Origin of the sequence: Streptomyces sp. P9-2 (assembly GCF_051903975.1) — a bacterium.
In the GTDB taxonomy this organism is placed as follows: Bacteria; Actinomycetota; Actinomycetes; order Streptomycetales; family Streptomycetaceae; genus Streptomyces; species Streptomyces cellulosae.
In genome coordinates this window covers 468,831-485,001 of record NZ_CP192634.1, presented here as the reverse complement: position 1 = coordinate 485,001, position 16,171 = coordinate 468,831, and the positions used below count along the sequence as shown (strand labels likewise).

The window sequence follows — 16,171 nt, the reverse complement described above, 5'->3', positions numbered from 1 at the left end:
GCGCGGCCCGCGCCGTCGGCAATCCGCGGCCGCCCCGGACGCAGCCGCCGCGGTTGAGAGGTGACGTCCGCGGGTCGATCCTGGACGAATGGACGACGCCTCCGCCGCGCTTGTTGTCGATGCCCGCGGTGTCGTGACGGGGTGGAGCGAGGGGGCCCGGCGGCTGACCGGGTTCTCCGCCGACGAGGCCGTGGGCCGTCCCGTGCGGGACCTGCTCGTCGAGGAGCCGGACGGCGGGGAGACCTCGCCGGGCGGTCCGCCCCTGCCCGTGGGAGCCGTCACGGCGCGTCACCGTGACGGCCACCCGCTCACGCTCCGGATCGGGCTGTCCCCGCTCGACGGGCCCGGGGACGAGACCGCCGGCTACGTGATCACCGCCGCGCCCGTCGACACGCAGGAGACGTCGTTGGGCGGCCGGGTCTTCGAGCAGTCGTCCCTGCCCATCTCCGTCTTCGACACCGAACACCGTTTCGTCCGGCTCAACGCCGCCGCCTGCGAGGCCATGGACGGCACCGAGGAGACCCTGCTCGGCCGGACCTTCCTCGATGTCGCGGGCCTGAGCGAGGGCACCCGCTCCATCGACCGGAACTTGCGCACGGTCGTCGAGACCGGCCGCCCGATGCGCGACGAGACCTACAGCCAGGCCGGCGCCGACCCGGACCAGCAGGCCTGGGACGTGGAGATGTGGCCGCTGCGCGACACCACCGGCCGGGTGATCGGCGCCGCGCTGGCCGGCCTGGACTCCACCGAACAGCACCGCTTCAGGCGCCGGCTGGCCCTGATCGACGAGGCCACCACCGCCCTGGGCACCACCCTCGACGTCGTCCGCACCGCCGAGGAGCTGGTGGCGCTGCTGGTGCCGGACTTCGCCGACTTCGCCGCCGTCGACCTGCTCGACTGGGTGCTCGACGCGGAGGCGCCCCCGCTGCGGGACGAGCCCGCCGTCGTGATGCGCCGCGTGGCGCACACCTCCGCGGGCCCGGACGCGCCCGCCACGGTCGTCCCCCTCGGCCGCACCGACGTCTACCCGGCCTACTCCCCGCCGGCGCGGGCCCTGCGCGAGGGCAGAGCCGTGCTCGCGCACGCGGGCGAGCCGGACTTCGACCGCTGGATGGCCGAGCGCGAGCCGCAGTCCCTGCGGACGGAGGCGGCACGCGCCCACCGCATCCACGCGGAACTGGCCGTGCCGCTGCTCGCCCGGGGCATCACCCTCGGCGTCGCGATCGCCCTGCGCAGCCTCCGCCCCGAGCGGTTCGCCGAGGACGACGCCGTCCTGGCCGAGGAGATCGCCGGCCGGGCCGCCGTGTGCGTGGACAACGCCCGCCGCTTCGCCCGCGAACGCGCCACCGCCATGACCCTCCAGAACAGCCTGCTGCCCAAGGTGCGGCCCGGGCAGGCGGCCGTCGAGATCGCCCACCGCTATCTGCCCACCGCGTCCGCCGCGGGCATCGGCGGCGACTGGTTCGACGTCATCCCGCTGTCCGGCACCCGGGTCGCCCTGGTCGTGGGCGACGTCGTCGGACACGGCATCCCCTCCACGGCCACCATGGGCCGGCTCTGCACGGCCGTGCGCACCCTCGCCGACGTCGACCTGCCGCCCGAGGAACTGCTCACCCACCTCGACGACCTGGTCACCCACCTCACCGCCGACGACCGCGTCGACGTCCCGGAGCTCGGCGCCACCTGCCTGTACGCCGTCTACGACCCCGTCGCCCGGCTGCTGACGGTGGCCGCCGCCGGACACCCGCCGCCCGCCCTGCTGCTGCCCGACGGCACCTGCCGGCTCGTCCCGCTGAACGCGGGACCGCCCCTGGGCGTCGGCGGCATGCCGTTCGAGGCGACCGAGCTGAAGCTGCCCGAGGGCTGCGTCGTCGCCTTCTACACCGACGGCCTCGTCGACGGACGCGGCCGCGACGTCGACCACGCCACCGAGGAGCTGTGCCGCGCCCTGACCGTGCCCACGGAGTCGCTGGACGCCCTGTGCGACGTCGTGCTGAAGCACGTGCTGCCCGAGGAGCCCGGCGACGACGTCGCCCTGCTGCTCGCCCGCACCCGAGCCCTGGGCGCCGGGCAGGTCGCCGCGCGGGACGTGGCCCAGGACCCCGAGGAGGTCGCCGCCGTCCGGAAGTGGGCGCTCGACCTGCTGTCCGCCTGGGGCCTGGAGGACATCGCCTTCGTCACCGAACTGGTGGTCAGCGAGCTGATCACCAACGCCATCCGTTACGGGGAGCCCCCGATCCGGGTGCGGCTGATCCGCGACCGCACCCTCATCTGCGAGGTGACCGACTCCAGCTCCACCTCGCCCCATCTGCGCCGGGCGCACGCCTTCGACGAGGGCGGCCGGGGTCTGCTGCTGGTCGCCCAGCTCACCCAGCGCTGGGGGAGTCGGCAGGCGGACGGCGGCAAGACCATCTGGGCGGAACAGGCCCTCCCACGCCGCTGATCTCCCGCGCCCGGGTGGTTCTGCCGTCCTCCCGGCTGATCTCCCGCGTCCGCTTCAGCCCAGCTCCCCGCTGATTCCGCGCGTCCGCGGTTCAACCCGCTCCCGGCTGATCTCCCGCGCCCGGGTGGTTCAGCCACTGCCGGCTGGCCTCCAGCGTCTGGTGGTTCAGCCGTCCTCCCGGCTGGCCTCCCGCCCCCGGCGGGTTCAGCCGCCCTCCCGCGCCACCTGCGTGAGCGTGCGGCCCGTACGGGCGGAGCGGGCCCGGCGCGGGTCGGGTGCGCCCCGGCCGCCGGAGCCGCCCTTCGCCGCCCGCACCAGCAGCCACGCCTCCTCGCCGTCGTCCCCGCCGCGGAAGCGGGTGAGGGCGTACTCGCCGCGCAGCTTCCGGCCGTGCAGCCGGAACGTGGCGTGCCCGCGCTCCAGCGACTCCGCGAAGTCCACGGGCCGGCCCCGGCGGTCGTGGCTCAGCGGCTCGTACGTGCCGTGGTCCCACACGATGACCGTGCCCCCGCCGTACTCACCGGGCGGGATGACGCCCTCGAACTCCTCGTACTCCAGCGGGTGGTCCTCCGTCGGCACGGCAAGCCGCTTGTCCCGCGGGTCGTCGGACGGGCCCTTCGGCACCGACCACGACTTCAGCACGTCGCCCACCTGGAGCCGGAAGTCGAAGTGCATCCGCCGGGCGTCGTGGATCTGCACCACGAACCGGGGCAGGGCGTCCCGCCCTTCCCGCGCCTCCCGGCCGTCGCCGCGCGGCTCCGCCGTCCGGTCGAAGTGCCGTTTGCCGTGATAGTCCCGCAGCCGGTCCGCTCCGCCCACCGCGCCGCTCCCTCCGCCGGGTCCGTCCGCCGGGTCCGTCCGCCTTCCGTACGGGCGTGCCCCGGGTACCCGGTCAGAACTCCTCGTGCACCTCCGGGTCCCCGCCGATCCGCCGGTGCGCCCGGTCCGACAGGGTTCGCATCTGGGCGTCGTCCAGCGCGAAGCCGAACACGTCCAGGTTGGCGCGCTGCCGCGCGGGGTCGGACGACTTCGGCACCGGCACCGCGCCCAGCTGGACGTGCCAGCGCAGCACCGCCTGCGCCGGGGTGACGCCGTGCGCGTCGGCGACGGCGGCCACCGCGAGGTCGTCCAGCAGCTGCGAACCGCGGCCCAGCGGGCTCCAGCTCTCGACGAGCACGCCCTTGTCCGCGTGGTGGGCGCGCAGCTCCTCCTGCGGGAAGAAGGGGTGCAGCTCGACCTGGTTGACCGAGGGCAGCACGCCGGTCTCCTTCTCCAGGCGTTCGATGTGCGCGGGCGTGAAGTTGGAGACGCCGATCGAGCGGACCAGGCCGTCCTCCCTGAGCTTGACCATGGCCTTCCAGGAGTCGACGTACTTGCCGACGCGGGGGAGCGGCCAGTGGATGAGGTACAGGTCGACGTACTCCAGGCCCAGCCGGGCGCGGGACTCCTCGAAGGAGGCGAGGGTCTCCTCGTAGCCGTGGTGGCGGCCGGGGAGCTTCGTCGTCACGACGATCTCCTCGCGCGGGACGCCGGCGCCGGCCACGGCCCGGCCCACGCCGGTCTCGTTGCGGTAGTTGGCGGCCGTGTCGATCAGGCGGTACCCGGCGTGCAGGGCCGTCGTCACCGCCCGTTCCGCCTCGGCGTCGTCCATTGGCCAGGTGCCCAGGCCGATGGCGGGGATCGTGGTGCCGTCGTTGAGGGTGTGCTGCGGGATGCTCGTCACGGGAGGGCCCTCCGGTCGCGGTGTCGTCCTCCCAGCGTCGGCCACGACGGGGGAGGTGATCAACCGCACGGGCCCGGCGCCCTGTCGCCAGGTCCCGCTTCCCCTGCCACGATCTTCCCGGGAGCCGGTCCGTCCGGGGCCGGCGGGGACGAGCGACGGAGTGGGACGCATGACGACGGACAGCCGCGTCGGGAAGGACCGGGAGCACACGGGGAAGGCCGAGGTGCGCCCCGCGGCCGGGCACATCGGGGCCGACATCACGGGCGTGGACCTCGCCGCGGACCTCGACGAGGGGACGGTCGCCGCGATCAGGGCGGCGGTGCTGCGCTGGAAGGTGGTCTTCTTCCGCGGCCAGCGCCTGGACCACGCCGGGCATGTCGCGCTGGCCCGCCGGTTCGGCGAGCCGGTCGTCCTGCCCCGCCGGGGCTCCGCCTCCCCGGCGGACCACCCCGAGATCGAGACCACCGCCGACCGCCTGGAACTGGGCGGACGCTACGGCATGGACCACGACGAGTGGCTGCGGCGGCGCCGCCACACCCTGCTGCGCGGCTGGCACTGCGACCACGGCGCCCGCGTCGACCCGCCCGCCGCGACCATCCTGCGCGCCGAGACCGTGCCCCCGTACGGCGGCGACACGACCTGGGCCAACCTGGCCGCCGCCTACGCCGGACTGTCCGCCCCGGTGCGGGAGTTCGCCGACCGGCTGCGCGCCGAGCACCGCCTCGACGTGGGCTACCAGCCCCGGCCGGGCGACGACGCCTACCTGCGCCGTCTCCTGGACCACCAGACCGCCAGCGAGCACCCACTGGTGCGCGTCCACCCCGAGACCGGGGAGCGCATCCTGTTCGTCAACGGCTACTACGTCGAACAGATCACCGGCCTGTCCCGCCCCGAGAGCCGGGCGGTCCTGGACATGCTGCTGGAGCAGGCCACCCGGCCCGAGTACACCGTGCGGCTGCGCTGGGAGCCGGGCACCGTGGCGTTCTGGGACAACCGCGCCACCATCCACCTCGCGCCCGCCGACACCGCCCACCTCGACCACCCGCGGATCATGCACCGCGTGATGCTCGCCGGGGACGTCCCCGTGGGCGTGGACGGCACGCCCTCCCGGCCCCTCACCGGCACCGCGCCGGGCCGCTGGTAGCCGCGCTCACGTCAGCGGGACGGTCACCTCGTCCTCCACGGGCGGGGCGACCTCCTGCGCCCGCTGCCCGGTCGCCGCGAAGCAGCGCAGCCGCAGTGCATCGGGCGTCACGTCGATCCGCAGGAAGGACTTGAAGAACGGCGGGCTGTACGTGGCCGAACCGGGCGAGAACAGCGACTGGTACGCCTTGCGCACCGGCAGCCGGAACCGCTTCCCCCGGTCCGGCCGGCGTCCGGTGCCGAGCAGCCCCGCGACCAGCCGCATCCGGCGGGTCACCCGGGCCGGCGCGCCCGGCGCGCGGGTCGGCCCGATGCCCAGGCGCTCGGCTATCACCGCGGCCGCCTCCGCCTCGGTCAGCGAGAAGAACCGGCGCAGCCGCGTCCGCCGCCCGTAGAGGCCGCTGTAGAAGGCGAGGGAGTCGCCGCGCAGCGGGTAGCAGCGGAAGTCCGCCTCCGTGACCCCGGCGACGTCCACCCGGGGGATGGTGTGGGTGGCGTGCGTGAACGCCCCACCGCCGCCCGCCACCACGTACTGCAGGGTGCGGCCGTCGTCCAGACGCACCGGGTAGCGCTGGTAGTTGTGGATGTCGCCGCCGATCGCGGCCACGTACCGGTGGGCGGGGTCGCGGACGACGTCGTCGACGGTGCCGCCGCCCTCGATCGGGCACGGGTGGTGCTCGCCGTCCACGTACAGCGGCGAGCCGGTCACCAGGATCTTCGGGCGCGGATCGCGCGACACCTCCCGCAGCCACGCGCCCTGTTCGGCGTCGAGCGTGCCGAGCAGCCCGGTGTCGACGCCGACGATCCGCAGCGGCCCGGCGTCGATCGCCCAGTACGGGCCCGGCTGCACCGCCCGCTGGGCGGGGGAGGAGCGCAGCTTCCGTGCCTCGTCGAGGTGTGCGCCGTCACCGGGGCGGGGCCGGTGCCACAGCAGGGACCGCAGCCAGGCGCGGGTGAGGGGGCGCGGCGCGGGTACGGGCGGCAGCGGCTCCGTCTCGTCGCAGAAGACCCGCATGAAGCCGGACAGGTCCTCGTACCAGTCGTGGTTGCCGGGTATCGCGTAGACCGGCGCCTGGTAGTCCTGGTACGGGCGGAAGAACTTGGGTCCGTAGTCGTCGGCGCTGCCCACCGGGTAGATGACGTCGCTGGCGAGCAGCGCGAACGAGGTGTCCCGGCCCTCCTTCAACAGGCCGGGCACCACCGCGTACTGGGGCTCTCCGCCCTCGCCGGTGTCGCCGATCACCAGGAACGAGAAGCGGTCCGGGTCGTCGCGACGGATCACGCGGTCGGCCGGCGCCCCGGACGCCGCCCGCCGGGCCGCCCAGCGCGACCTGACCTCCCCGGTGGGGTCGCCGAACCACGAGGCGAGGACGCCGTTGCGGGCGGCCCACAGATGTCTCGGGTTCAGCCAGGAGATCTTCTCGGCCTGGCGCGGTACCAGCCGCAGATACTCACCGCGTACGGAGGCGCCCCAGCCGGCGCCCTCGGCGGTGTCGCGTGAGGATTCGGACACGCGTGCACCGTAACAACGGTGTCCCGTACGGACGGTGGGCGGGGGCGCGTCAACCTGGGTGTGCCGTACCGGAGTTGCCGCGTCGGCTCAGAAGGTGCGCTCCAGCAGGTCCAGCAGCGGGAGCGGGACCGCGCCGGTGGAAGAGGTTCGGCACCAGCACGGTGTACCCGGCCCCCGCCAGCCGGTCGGCGGCCTCCCGCACCGCCGGGCGCAGCCCGAAGGCGTCGGTGAGGACCAGCACCGCCGGGTGGGGTGCGCCGTCCGCCGGGCACGCCGGATACGCGTCCGCCGTCCCGCCCTCCGTGGGGACACGCACCTCGGTCCCCCGCCCGTCCGTCATGTCGCGCCGTCCTCCGTCACTCGAACCTCCCGTCACTCGAAGCGCGAGACGTCGCCCGCGCCCACCCGTACGATCTCCGGCTCGCCGCCGGAGAAGTCGATCACCGTCGTCGGCTCGGTGCCGCAGTCGCCGGAGTCGAGGACCGCGTCCACCTCGTGGTCGAGCCGGTCCTTGATCTCCCAGCCCTGGGTCATCGGCTCGTCCTCGCCGGGCAGCAGCAGGGTGCTGGACAGCAGCGGCTCGCCCAGCTCCTCCAGCAGCGCCTGGGTGACCACATGGTCGGGGATGCGCACGCCGACGGTCTTCTTCTTGGGGTGCTGCAGCATGCGCGGCACCTCCTTGGTCGCGGGCAGGATGAACGTGTAGCGGCCCGGGGTGGACGCCTTCACCGCCCGGAAGACGTCGTTGTCGATCCGTACGAACTGGCCGAGCTGCGCGAAGTCGCGGCACACCAGGGTGAAGTGGTGCCGGTCGTCCAGCTTGCGGATGGTGCGGATCCGGTCGATGCCGGTGCGGCTGCCCAGACGGCAGCCGAGCGCGTAGCAGGAGTCCGTGGGGTACGCGATCAGCGCGTCGTCGCGGATGGCGGCGGCGATCTGGCCGATGGTGCGCGGCTGGGGGTTGTCGGGGTGCACGTCGAAGTACTTGGCCATTCACCGAGCTTATGCCGCCCGCGCCCCGCGCCGCGGCACACCGCCCCCGCGTCACCCGCAGGGGAGGGGAACGCCCCGTCGCGCCGGGGTGAGACCCGACGGACCGTGGGGTAACGTCCCCGGTCCGGGCCACAGGGCGAGAGACGAGGGGAAGGCCGAGGTGACGGGCGGAAAGGGGACGGCGCGGGGGACGGCGGCGGGGCGTCCGGGCTGGGCGCGTGAACTGCTGGAGCACCTGCGGCCGGCCGGGCGTGACGTCCGCCGGGTCGTGGACTGGCTGGCCGGCGCGGTGGGCGCGGAGGTGGCCCTCCGGGACGGCGCGGGCGACCTGCTCGCCGGGACGCCGCTGCCGCTGGACGAGGCGCTCGTCGCCGACCTGGCCTCCGGACGGATCGCGTCCGCCGCGTGGGACGGGGACGGACGCCATCTGCGGCTGGTGCGCATCGGGCACCCCACGGGCGCCTGCGTGCTGGCCGTCTCCCGCGGGACGCCGTTCGACCGGCACGCCTCGGACGTCGTCACGCACACCGCACAGGTGATCGAACTGCTGCTCACCGCGCACGAGACGCAGGCGGCCGGCGTCCGTCTGCGGCGGGCCACCGCCGACCTGCGGCTGGCGATCCTCCAGTTGCTGATGGTCGAGGACACCGTCTCCGCGCGCCGGGTCGCCGCCGGACTCTGGCCGGGCCTGCTGGACGCCGAGACCGCCTGCGTCTACGTCCTGGAGTCCGACCCCTCCGTCCGCGACCGGCTGGCCGCCGAGTGCATGGAACGCACCCGGGAGGAGGCGCTCGTGGTGCGCTGCCCGGCCGTCGACGGCCATGTGATCGGCCTCAGCCCGCGCGAGGCCACCGCCGCCGACCTGCGCTCCCTGGTGGAGCGTCACCCCGACACCTTCGTCGGCGGCAGCGTGTGGCAGAGCCTGGCGCGCACCGCCACCGCCTACGGACAGGCCGTCAGCGCGCTGGCCGTGGCCCGGTTCCGGCCGGACAAGACGGCGGTGTACGCCGAGCGCACCCACCCCGAGCGGCTGATGGACCCCGCGGCGCTGCGCACCTGGGCGGCGCGCGTGCTGCGCCCGCTCGACGCGCTGCCCCACCACACCCGCGCCGAACTGCTCGCCACCACCCGGCTCGGCCTGGAGTTCACCGCCGTCGCCACCGCCAAGATCCTCGGCGTCAGCCGCAACACCGTGCGCGCCCGCATGGACCGCGTCGAGTCCATGCTCGGCGTCGACTTCACCGACGTGACCGTGCGGGCCGTCGTGCACCTGGCGCTGCACACCCAGATCAACCTGCTGGACGGTCAGGGGCCCGCCGACTCCGCCGGGAGCGCGCGCCGCCTGACCGAGCTGCTGTCGGGACCAGCCGTCGCCCCCTGGGCGCAGCAGCTGCTGGGCCGCCTCGACGCCGACCCGCGCAACGTGCGCCGCACCCTGCGTACCTGGATCGCCGAGGGCGCCAACGCCGAACGGGCGGCGCAGACCCTCGGCGTGCACGCCCAGACCGTGCGCGAGCACGTCCGCAGCGCGGAACCGGTCCTGGAACGTCAACTCCTGGCCGCCGGGACCGATCTCTACGAGGTCGCCCTGGCCCACCTGGCGGTCGGCGAGCTGGAGCAGCCGCTCTTCGCGGGGGAGTGAACCGGGCGATTCGGACTCACCTGTGCACAGGTGAGTGCCGTGGACCCGTGCAGCGGGCATCGGCGCGGTACACAGACCAGCCTCGCCTTGCATAGTTTCGAGCCAGGGCGGGGGCACGACCGGAACGGGGGACCGGTCGCGCTCCCGCCCTCCGTCGTGTTCGGACGCGTTTTCCTCCGCCGCGCGCTGTCGCACGGGCCCGCCCGCCGTTACGCTACTGACCGGTAACGACAGGCTCCTGGAAGGCGAGGCCCTCATGGCGCGGTTCACGGTCGACGGCGCCGAACTGGCCTACGACGACGAAGGCCCCCGCGACGGCGGGGACACGCCGCTCGTCCTCATCCACGGGTGGACCGCCGACCGGCACCGCTGGGACCACCAGATCGCCCACTTCTCCCCGCGCCGCCGGGTGATCCGCCTCGACCTGCGCGGCCACGGCGAGAGCACCGGCGCGGGCGTCCCCGCCATCGACGCCCTCGCCGCGGACGTCGTCGCCCTCCTCGACCACCTCGGCGTCGACCGCTTCGTCCCCGTCGGCCACTCCATGGGCGGCATGACCGCCCAGACCCTCGCCCTCACCCACCCCGGGCGCGTGGAACGCCTGGTGCTGGTCAACTCCATCGGCCGCATGACGTACAGCAGGGCGCGCGGACTGCTGATGGGCGCCTCCACGCTGGTGCCGTTCAAGCTGTTCGTCGCCGCCAACATCCGGCGCGCCTTCGGGCCCGGCCACCCCCGTGAGGAGGTCGAGAAGTACATCCGCGCCTCGGCGTCCACGCCGCGCGAGGTGGTCATGACCCTGTACGCGGCGATGCGCGCCTTCGACGTCCTCGACCGGGCCGGCGAGATCCAGGCGCCGACCCTGATGGTGCACGGCTACCACGACGTCCAGCTGCCCGTACGGCAGATGCTGCGCCTCGCCAAGGGCTACCCGGACGCCGAGATCCGCGTCCTGGACGCCGGACACGAACTGCCCCTCGAGCGGCCCGCCGACCTCACCGCCGTCCTGGACCGCTTCCTCACCCGCCCGTAGCCGCCCTTCACGTTCCGTGTCGCTCCGGTCGCCGCGCGTGGCGATCGGGGGCAGCATGGGCCCCGTACGCACGCCGCCGACGGATGCGACCGCGGCCGGGCGCCCGCATGCCCGGCCTTCGCCGTGAACGGGCCGCGGACGCGTGCATGACGCCGCGGCTCCGGGTACCCGGGCCGCCCGCCAGAAACCGGCCGACGGCCCGGAGCCGCACGCCCCGGCGCCCGTCACCGGCCAGAAGCAGCAGCGCAAGGAGCCCAGCGAATCATGACGGACACCTCGAGTCAGGGCCCCGCTACCGGCGACGACCGCAAGGTACTCACCAACCGGCAGGGCCACCCGGTCTACGACAACCAGAACCAGCGCACCGTCGGCTCCCGCGGCCCGGCCACGCTGGAGAACTACCAGTTCCTGGAGAAGATCAGTCACTTCGACCGGGAGCGCATCCCCGAGCGCGTCGTGCATGCCCGAGGCGTCACCGCGTTCGGCTACTTCGAGGCCTACGGCAAGTGGGGCGACGAGCCGATCTCCCGCTACACGCGCGCCAAGCTGTTCCAGGAGGCCGGCAAGCGCACCGACCTCGCCGTCCGCTTCTCCACGGTCATCGGCGGACGCGACTCCTCCGAGGCCGCCCGCGACCCGCGCGGCTTCGCCGTGAAGTTCTACACCGAGGACGGCAACTGGGACCTCGTCGGCAACAACCTCGGCGTCTTCTTCATCCGCGACGCCATCAAGTTCCCCGACGTCATCCACGCCCTCAAGCCCGACCCGGTCACCTTCGAGCAGCAGCCGCGCCGGATCTTCGACTTCATGTCGCAGACGCCCGAGTCGATGCACATGCTGGTCAACCTGTTCAGCCCGCGCGGCATCCCGGCTGACTACCGCCACATGCAGGGCTTCGGCGTGAACACCTACAAGTGGGTCGACGCCGAGGGCAACACCAAGCTGGTCAAGTACCACTGGATGCCCAAGCAGGGCGTGCGCTCCATGACCGAGGAGGACGCCGCCAACGTCCAGGCGCAGGGTCTCGGCCACGCCACCAAGGACCTCTACGAGGCCGTGGAGCGCGGCGACCACCCCGAGTGGGAGCTGCTCGTCCAGATGATGGACGACCACGAGCACCCGGAGCTGGACTTCGACCCGCTCGACGACACCAAGACCTGGCCCGAGCAGGACTTCCCGCCGAAGCCGGTGGGCAAGATGGTGCTGAACCGGATGCCGGACAACTTCTTCGCGGAGAACGAGCAGATCTCCTTCGGCACCGGCGTCCTCGTCGACGGCCTGGACTTCTCCGACGACAAGATGCTCGTCGGCCGGACCTTCTCCTACAGCGACACCCAGCGCTACCGGGTCGGTCCCAACTACCTCCAGCTGCCGGTCAACCAGCCGAAGCACGCGGTGGTGCGCACCAACCAGCGCGACGGCCAGATGGCCTACCACGTGGACGGCGGGGACAACACCCACATCAACTACGAGCCGTCCGTCATGGGCGGTCTGCGGGAGGCCCACTACCCGACGCACGACGAGCAGGGGCCGGAGATCCGCGGCCGGCTCACCCGCAAGCGGATCGAGCGCACCAACGACTACCTCCAGGCAGGCCAGCGTTACATGCTGCTGGAGGACTGGGAGCGCGACGACCTGGTGAAGAACTTCACCGACCTGCTCTCGCAGTGCGACCGCCCGGTGCAGGAGCGCATGGTGTGGCACTTCCTGCTCGTCGAGAACGATCTCGGCCGCCGGGTCGGCGAGGGCCTCGGCATCATGCCGGAGGACGTCGCCCACCTGGAGCCGCTGGAGGGCCAGACCCTCACCGAGGAGGACCGCAAGCGGCTCGCCAACCTCGGCGACAACCCGCCGCGCGACGTGACGGGGCTCACCATGACCCACTGTGTGCCGGACGAGCGGCATGTGGTGACCCGCTGACGGGTCAGAGGGACAGGGCGGACCGGGCGGCGGCGAGCGCCTGCCCGGCGTAGCCCCGGCCGAACAGCACGGCGTGCACCAGCAGCGGGAACAGCTGGTGCACGCCGACGCGTTCCCCCCACCCCTCCGCGAGCGGCGCCACGTCCTGGTAGCCCCCCAGGACGGTGTCCAGCAGCGGGCAGCCGAACAGGGCCAGCATCGCCAGATCGGTCTCCCGGTGCCCGCCGTGCGCGGCCGGGTCGATCACATGGACCTTGCCGTCCGCGCCCCACAGCACGTTGCCGCTCCACAGGTCGCCGTGCAGCCGCGCGGGCGGCTCGGCGGGCCCCGCCAGCTCCGGCAGCCGCGTGCAGACCCGCTCGAGCACCGCCGCCTCGCCGGCGGTGATCGTGCCCGCGTCGACCGCCAGGCGCAGATACGGCAGCACGCGGTGCTCCGCGTACCAGGCCGGCCAGTCGTCGCCGGTCACGTTGCGCATCGGGGCGAGCCCGATGAACGCCTCCACCGGACCGCCCGGCGGCGGCGCCCCGAACGCGGCCGCCCCGGCCGCGTGCAGGCCGGCCAGCTCGCGCCCGAAACGCAGCGCGGCCTCCCTGTCCGGACGCCCCTCCGCCACCCGGTCGAGGACCAGCCACGCCCCCTCCCGGCCGTGCACCCGCGGCACCGGGGGCGCGCCCGCCTCCGCCAGCCAGCGGAGCCCGGCCTCCTCGGCACGCGCCGCCTCCGCCTCCTCGGCGCGCTTCACCACGACCGTGCGGCCGTCGTCCAATGCGGCCTCGGTGAGCGAGCCCGACAGCGGACGGACGCCGGTCACCGCCCGGCCGGTGAGGCGCGCGGCCACGGCGGCGGGGGTCTCGTCGCCGGACGCGGGGGACGACGGGGGCATCGGCGGCCTCCTCAGCAGGGGTGGGTGGTCGGCGGTTGGCGGTCGGCCCAGCGTACGAGCCCGGCGCGGGCGGGGCGGCGCTCACGCGGGACGGTGAAAAACCCGCTCCGTCCGATGCGGGCGCGTCACACCGTGGGACCACTCTGAACATGACCAGTTCATCGTTCCAGCGCACCCTCACCCTGCCCGCCACCCTCTGCGAACAGGCCGTCCAGTACCTGGAACAGGCCGCCCGGCGGACGGTCGACGGGGCGGGCGTCCCGCTGAAGGCGTTCCGCGCGGCCGCCGAGGGCGACTGCACCCTCCCCGTCTCGGTGGTCGAACAGGCGGCGGGCTGCCTGCTGGTCCTGGCCACCGAGACCGCCCAGAGCGTACGGCCCTCCGTGCTGCGCGCCACCATCGGCGTCGCCCTGTGCCTGCGTGACGCCGTCGAGGCGGTCCGCCAGCCCGCCCTCACCACCCGTTTCTGGTGACGGCCCCGCCGCCCGCCCCCGCCGCATGCTCCCCGCACCGCGGGGAACCCGGCGCACCGCACCCTCCACACTCCAGGAGAAGGACATGAGCCTGTTGCGCGTCCTCGGCCGGCCGATGCTGGCGTCGATCTTCATCGCGGGCGGACTGGACACCCTCCGCAACCCCCAACGTGTCGCGGGGCTGGCCGAGCCCGTGGTGAAGCCGGTCTCCGACCGCGTCCGCGCACTGCCGGACCGCACCGAGGACTCCGTGCGGCTGAACGGCGCCGTCCAGGTCGCCGCGGGACTGCTGCTGGCCACCGGACGGATGTCCCGCCCGGCCGCCCTCGCGATCGCCGCCACCCTCGTGCCCACCACGCTCGCCGCGCACCGCTTCTGGGAGGAGGAGGACTCCGGCGACAAGGCCCAGCACCGGATCCACTTCCTGAAGAACCTCGGCCTGCTCGGCGGGCTGCTGATCGCGGCGGACGACACCGGGGCCCGGCCCTCGGTGCTGTGGCGGAGCCGGCACGCCGCCCACGACCTGCGCCGCGAGGCCCACATCGCCCGGCGCGCCTTCAAGGCCGGCGCGGGGCCCGCCGCGGCGGCGGGGCGCGCCCGCGCCAAGCTGTCCCACTGACCAGTGACTACTGACCAGTGACTACTGACCGCTGACCGCTGACCGCTGACCGCTGACCGCTGACCGCTGACCGGGAGCGGGGCCGGGGGCCTTTCCCTCGGTTCCGTCCCGCAAACCCCCTGTGAGCAACCGCACTCGCGCGGCCAAGTGCCGTGCGGGTACGGGCCTTTGACCCCTGTGTCCGTCCACGGCGCCTGTGCGGTGGAAAGGACTCGGGGGTCCCTTCTGCCACGATGGTGCGCGCCCGATCCGGCGACGGGAAACGCCGCGCAGCGCAGCCGGCGTCCTCCTTCCCGCGCCCACTCAGCCGAGCCCCCCCGGGGCTCCTCCCCGAGTAGCGCACCGTGTCTTCCACACTCCCCTCCGCCCAGGCCGGGTCCCGGTCGCCCTGGCGTTCCCTCCGGCACCGCAGCATGCGCTGGTGGTCCGTCGCGAACTTCGTGTCCAACGCCGGTACGTGGATGCAGCTGACCGTGCAGAACCTGCTGGTCCTGCAGATCACCGGGTCCGCCGCGGCCACCGGCCTGTCCATGTCCGTCCAGGCGGCCCCGGCCCTGCTGATGAGCGTGCTCGGCGGCGCGGCCGTCGACCGCTGGCCGCGCAAGCTGACCGCCGCCGTCAGCCAGGCCCTGCTCGCCGTCATCGCCTTCACCACGGCCACCCTGGTGGCGATGGACCGGCTCGACATGACCACCCTGATGGTGCTGGCCGCCGTCACCGGCATGGTCGCCACCGTCGACAACCCGGCCTGCGCCCTGCTCGGCAACGACCTCGTCCCCGCCGAGGACGTGCCCTCCGCCATCGGCGTGGGCGCGCTCGTCTTCAACGCGGGGCGGCTCGCGGGCGCGGCCCTCGCCGGCGTCACCGTCGGCTTCCTCGGCACGGCGGCGGCCTACTTCGCCAACGGCTTCTCCTTCCTCTTCGTGACGGCGGTCATCCCGTTCCTCCGCCCGGCGGCGGGCGCGGTACGGCAGGTCACCGGGCGGGCGGCCCGGCGCTCCGAGTCCGACATGAGTGTGCGGGAGGGGCTGGCCTTCTTCGCCCGCCGGCCGCGGCTGCTCGCACTCGCGGGGGTGACCGGGATCAGCGCGGTCTTCGGCCGTAATTACGGCCTCACTCTCGCCGTCCTCGTCACCGGCCCGCTCGCGGGCGGCGCGGGCGCCTTCGGCACGGTGTCGACCGTCCTCGCGGCCGGCGGGATCATCGGCGCGGTGCTGGGCGCGCGGCTGCGGCGGCCCTCCGTACGGCTGGTCGGCGCGCTGGCCGCCGGCGGGGCGCTGCTGCAGATCGTGGCAGGGTTTTCGCCCTCGCTGGCGGTGCTGCTGGTCCTCGTCCTGCCCATGGCCGTGGTCGAGTCCGTCTCCGACACGGCGGGCACGGCGGTCCTGCAGACCGATCCGCCCGCGCATCTGCGGGGGCGTGTGCTGGGGGTGTGGGGGTCGATCGGCACGGTCTGGAGTCTGGGCGGTCCGCCGGCCCTCGGGCTCCTGATGGAGCTGGCGGGGCCCCGTGGCGCCCTGATCACAGGCGGCGTGATCATCGCGGCATCCATCGCCTCGGGCCACGTCCTGCACCGTCGCCGGACGGTGACGCCGGTCGCCTTCCCCACGAAGGAGACGGCCCCGCAGCCGGCCCTGCAAACGGCGGCGTAACCCCGTCCCGTACAGGGACACGGCGTAACCCCGTCCCGTACAGGGACACGGTTGGGAAACACCCCCCAGGGGCGCGGGGAACTGCGCAAACGTCAGCGCGGGAGACGGAGCCTCTGAAACACCCCTCAGGG

The 16,171-nt window shown here is 74.0% G+C and carries 13 protein-coding genes and 1 pseudogene; 8 read left to right on the top strand and 6 right to left on the bottom strand.

Translation table 11 applies throughout. The features are described from left to right. The first annotated feature begins 88 nt into the window (after window positions 1-88). Window positions 89-2,443: a SpoIIE family protein phosphatase gene (locus ACQY0Z_RS34810; protein ID WP_439813536.1), complete on the top strand. Its 2,355-nt coding sequence runs from the start codon at window positions 89-91 to the stop codon at window positions 2,441-2,443. 204 nt (window positions 2,444-2,647) lie between these two features. Here the strand turns inward: ACQY0Z_RS34810 and ACQY0Z_RS34805 are convergent, their stop codons facing one another. Together ACQY0Z_RS34805 and ACQY0Z_RS34800 are read right to left on the bottom strand one after the other, a co-directional pair. Next, window positions 2,648-3,262 (bottom strand): DNA polymerase ligase N-terminal domain-containing protein, encoded by a 615-nt coding sequence (locus ACQY0Z_RS34805; protein WP_189899757.1) that lies wholly within the window; start codon window positions 3,260-3,262, stop codon window positions 2,648-2,650. 73 nt (window positions 3,263-3,335) lie between these two features. Beyond that, window positions 3,336-4,166: an aldo/keto reductase gene (locus ACQY0Z_RS34800; RefSeq protein WP_189899759.1), complete on the bottom strand. Its 831-nt coding sequence runs from the start codon at window positions 4,164-4,166 to the stop codon at window positions 3,336-3,338. Window positions 4,167-4,335: 169 nt separating this feature from the next. Between ACQY0Z_RS34800 and ACQY0Z_RS34795 the strand changes: the two genes are divergently transcribed. Next, the gene (locus ACQY0Z_RS34795; RefSeq protein WP_439813535.1) at window positions 4,336-5,310 is read left to right on the top strand and encodes a TauD/TfdA dioxygenase family protein; all 975 of its coding nucleotides are present in this window, start codon (window positions 4,336-4,338) and stop codon (window positions 5,308-5,310) included. A 6-nt stretch (window positions 5,311-5,316) separates the two neighbouring features. On the opposite strand, the gene ACQY0Z_RS34790 is transcribed toward ACQY0Z_RS34795, so the two are convergent. The 3 genes and pseudogenes from ACQY0Z_RS34790 to ACQY0Z_RS34780 all read right to left on the bottom strand — a co-directional run bounded on the left by ACQY0Z_RS34790 (window position 5,317) and on the right by ACQY0Z_RS34780 (window position 7,815). Beyond that, window positions 5,317-6,822, bottom strand: a complete 1,506-nt coding sequence (locus ACQY0Z_RS34790; protein WP_189899762.1) for a metallophosphoesterase family protein — start codon at window positions 6,820-6,822, stop codon at window positions 5,317-5,319. Window positions 6,823-6,940: 118 nt separating this feature from the next. Next, window positions 6,941-7,162: pseudogene (locus ACQY0Z_RS34785) on the bottom strand (dienelactone hydrolase family protein); the annotation flags it as partial. 32 nt (window positions 7,163-7,194) lie between these two features. After that, window positions 7,195-7,815, bottom strand: a complete 621-nt coding sequence (locus ACQY0Z_RS34780; RefSeq protein ID WP_189899764.1) for an L-threonylcarbamoyladenylate synthase — start codon at window positions 7,813-7,815, stop codon at window positions 7,195-7,197. Window positions 7,816-7,975: 160 nt separating this feature from the next. Here ACQY0Z_RS34780 and ACQY0Z_RS34775 point away from each other — a divergent pair, with 160 nt between their 5' ends. From ACQY0Z_RS34775 to ACQY0Z_RS34765, 3 genes are all read left to right on the top strand, one after another. Further along, window positions 7,976-9,457, top strand: a complete 1,482-nt coding sequence (locus ACQY0Z_RS34775) for a helix-turn-helix domain-containing protein (protein ID WP_439813534.1) — start codon at window positions 7,976-7,978, stop codon at window positions 9,455-9,457. Window positions 9,458-9,713: 256 nt separating this feature from the next. Beyond that, complete coding sequence (locus tag ACQY0Z_RS34770) at window positions 9,714-10,490, top strand: alpha/beta fold hydrolase (RefSeq protein ID WP_439813533.1); 777 nt, start codon at window positions 9,714-9,716, stop codon at window positions 10,488-10,490. 264 nt (window positions 10,491-10,754) lie between these two features. Further along, a complete protein-coding gene (locus ACQY0Z_RS34765; protein ID WP_189899770.1) occupies window positions 10,755-12,410 on the top strand; it encodes a catalase in 1,656 nt (551 codons plus the stop codon). A 4-nt stretch (window positions 12,411-12,414) separates the two neighbouring features. Here ACQY0Z_RS34765 and ACQY0Z_RS34760 read toward each other — a convergent pair whose 3' ends face one another. After that, window positions 12,415-13,296 carry a fructosamine kinase family protein gene (locus tag ACQY0Z_RS34760; RefSeq protein ID WP_439813532.1) on the bottom strand — a complete coding sequence of 294 codons (882 nt, stop codon included), beginning with the start codon at window positions 13,294-13,296 and terminating at the stop codon, window positions 12,415-12,417. A gap of 149 nt (window positions 13,297-13,445) precedes the next feature. Here ACQY0Z_RS34760 and ACQY0Z_RS34755 point away from each other — a divergent pair, with 149 nt between their 5' ends. From ACQY0Z_RS34755 to ACQY0Z_RS34745, 3 genes are all read left to right on the top strand, one after another. Continuing rightward, entirely contained in the window at window positions 13,446-13,769 is a 324-nt protein-coding gene (locus ACQY0Z_RS34755; RefSeq protein ID WP_189899774.1) for a hypothetical protein, read from the top strand. A gap of 85 nt (window positions 13,770-13,854) precedes the next feature. Continuing rightward, entirely contained in the window at window positions 13,855-14,388 is a 534-nt protein-coding gene (locus tag ACQY0Z_RS34750; RefSeq protein ID WP_189899776.1) for a DoxX family protein, read from the top strand. Window positions 14,389-14,801: 413 nt separating this feature from the next. Continuing rightward, the gene (locus ACQY0Z_RS34745; RefSeq protein ID WP_254587865.1) at window positions 14,802-16,040 is read left to right on the top strand and encodes an MFS transporter; all 1,239 of its coding nucleotides are present in this window, start codon (window positions 14,802-14,804) and stop codon (window positions 16,038-16,040) included. Window positions 16,041-16,171 lie beyond the last annotated feature (131 nt).